This window comes from bacterium (assembly GCA_036382775.1).
In the GTDB taxonomy this organism is placed as follows: Bacteria; Hydrothermota; Tepidihabitantia; order SM23-42; family JAOAFX01; genus DASVHD01.
In genome coordinates this window covers 1-3,089 of the sequence record DASVHD010000015.1, presented here as the reverse complement: position 1 = coordinate 3,089, position 3,089 = coordinate 1, and the positions used below count along the sequence as shown (strand labels likewise).

General features: G+C 52.6%; 2 protein-coding genes. Both read left to right on the top strand.

The window, feature by feature from the left end; genetic code table 11:
* A partial coding sequence (locus VF399_02695) for a FlgD immunoglobulin-like domain containing protein (GenBank protein ID HEX7319250.1) occupies positions 1-343 on the top strand: 343 nt, incomplete at its 5' end.
* Between the two features lie 14 nt (positions 344-357).
* Positions 358-3,089: M14 family zinc carboxypeptidase (locus VF399_02690; GenBank protein ID HEX7319249.1), on the top strand; the 2,732-nt coding region annotated here is incomplete at its 3' end.

Here is a 3,089-nt window from a genome sequence, read left to right as displayed (position 1 = left end):
CAACCTGCACCGGTTGATCGCTGTGGCAGAGCAGACGGCGGGCGGCAGTGTGGTATTTGGCTTGTCGTTGATGCCGAATCCGTTCAATGGCCGCTTGCAGATCGCGTATAGCGTCGGGCCGGATGCGCAGAAGGCCGAGCTGAAGATCTTCGATGCGGCGGGTCGATTGGTTAAGTTATTTAACCATTTATCCGCCAATCAGCATGGCGGAATTCAACCAGTTAACCAGATCGTCTGGGATGGTTCAGACGACGTGGGCCGTTCGGTCCCCGCCGGTGTTTACTTTGTCCGGCTGGAGGCAAACGATAAAACGCTTATTGACAAAGCCGTACTTTTGCGTTAATGGGAGGTTTTAACATGAAAACAATTACGTTGACGATCTTAATGCTTTCGGCATTTGCCTTCAGTCAAGCCCCAGACATGATCGTAAGGGTCTACGCTCCATCATGGCAAAGCCTTAAATTGATTTCTGAGAAATCCTTGGATATCGCGGCCGCTCACGCTGGTGAGTGGTATGACATAGTCGCGGACCAGAAAACATTGGACAGGATCAAAAGCTCTGGACTTACTTACGAGATCACTATTTACAGCATTGCAGCTGAGAAAGAAAAGGTTAGAGGTCAATATCATTCATATGCCGAAGTAACCCAGCTGTTGAGGAATATGGCGTCCACCTATCCTTCGATCTGCAAGATGGACTCTTTGCCCATAAGAACCTATCAGGGCAGGTGGTTATATGGAGTGAAGATCTCGGACGAACCCAATATCGAGGATCCCAATGAAGGCGGTTTCTTAGTCGATGGAGCGCATCACTCGCGCGAGTGGGCGACGATCGAAACGGTTTTGTTCTTTGCCGATTCCATGCTGAGAGCCTATGGCGTAGTTCCGGAGATCACCAACACCATCAACACGACCGAGATATACTGCTTCCCTGTTATCAATGTAGACGGTTTTGTCTATGATTATCCCGGTCAATTAATGTGGCGCAAGAACCGCGAGCCTTTCGGCGGTACTACGGGTACTGACTGCAACCGCAATTACGCCGGCTGTTGCGATAATATCCAGGGTGACTGGGGTGCGGTGGATGAAGGCCAGGCATCGCACGGTCCCGGAGATGAAACGTTCTGCGGAGCCTATAATAATTCGGGCGACGAGACCAGAGCGCTCACTCTGTACATGAAGTCTCACACGATCAACGCCTATATGAGTTATCACAGCTACTCTGAGTTGCTTATGTGGCCATGGGGCTGGACCGCAACGGCGACGCCTGATGCTGCCATTTACAGTACCATAGGTAATCGCATGGCGGATATGGTCAACTCGCAGGGGGGCGGCACTTATGGTCGTGGTCCAATATACACCGCGATCTATCCGGTGAGCGGTTCAAGCATTGAATGGTGCTATTCATGGAATCATTGGGTGAACGGCGTTTCCAATCTTTCCTATACGACCGAGGTCGGGACCAGTTTTTACCAGCCGGTGGGCGATCTTGATAATATCGTCCGGCAGAATTTCAAGGCACTAAAATATCTGGCTCACTATACAGATTCGATAGTCCTGATGTGCGAAGGCATTGTGCCGGCACCCATTGTCCACGCCGGCGATACGGTTCCGGCCAGCTTCGCTATCACATGGCAGCCAAAGAATACGGCTGATAACCATCCCACCAGGTGGGAACTTGTGGAACTATCGAACCCTTCAGTGGTGCTGGACAGCCTTGAATCGGGTACCAGCTGTTGGATCCTTAATGGATTTACGTTGTCAACGAGCCAGTCGCATTCAGCGACGCACAGTCTTTTTTCAGGCAATACGAGCGATATGAACAGCGCCATGTACACCGCGCATCCTTATATTGTACAGACGAATGATTCCGTGACCTTCTGGTGCTACTACAACATGGAAAACAACTATGATGTGGCGGTCGTGGAGGTTTCGGAGAACACCACGGAATGGTCCAATCTCGACACCATGAGGTTTACCGGAACGCAGACAACCTGGACCAGAAAGGCTTTTTCACTGACAAACTGGATCGGCAAGTCGATCTATATCAGGTTCAGGGCGATGTCTGACGGCGGTACTAATAATGGCGGGTTCTATGTAGACGATATCAGGCCGGTATGTCTGTTCGCAAACGTTACCTCGATCTCGAGCAGTATAACCGATACACTTTATTCTTTCCCAAGCCATGCGATCGGTGAATTTTATTTCTATGTGCGCGGTGACAATGCGATGTGGGATTGGGGGGATTTTTCAGGACTGAAGAAAGTGGTGGTAATAGCTGCCGGCATGCCGGCGACACCGACGGTCACAAAACCGTTGGATTTCGGTCGTTTACCCGACCTCAACCCGACCTTGACTTTCACGTCCACGGATCCCGACGGCGACCAGATCCGGTACCGGGTAATGTGGGACACGGATCCGACATTTGCCAGCCCGGAGAGTTCGACCACGGCCAATTACGCGAGCGGGGCTGTGGTTGATTTCAATTTCCCGTCCAACCTGGCCAACGGTTCGACCTACTGGTGGAAGGTGAAGTGCACGGATCCATCAGGTTCCGGGTACTGGACGCAGTACACGATATCGCGTTCTTTAACGGTTGATACGAGTTTGCCCGCCGCGACTTGTTCCTGGTACCAGACTACGGCCGCGCAGTTCGGGTTCAACACGTTTTCCGCGACAATGGTGCAGGGTGACAGCGTGATCCTGGTGCCATCGGGTGCGGTGATCGTGGACACGTTGTTTGAGGAGCATTTTATCAGCGCCAGCATGCCGGCGGGCTGGACCGTGGTCAACGGCAACGGCGATGCCTACCTGTGGACCGTGGGCACGTCCACGGACCTGGGCTCGTACACACCACCAGATTTTGGTAGCTACTATGCCTACTATTCGGATGATGATGCGGGCAGCGGGAATATCAGTAACAACGAGGAGCTGCTCTCGCCGAAATGGTATGTGGGCGGGATCACGGCCGGGTTGGAGATCGTGTACGGCTATGGTTTCCAGGTATATGAGACGGGCGAGAAATACCGGTTGAAGTTCCGGAAGAAGACGGGCAGTGGTGCCTGGACCGCGTGGGCCGACCAACGGGT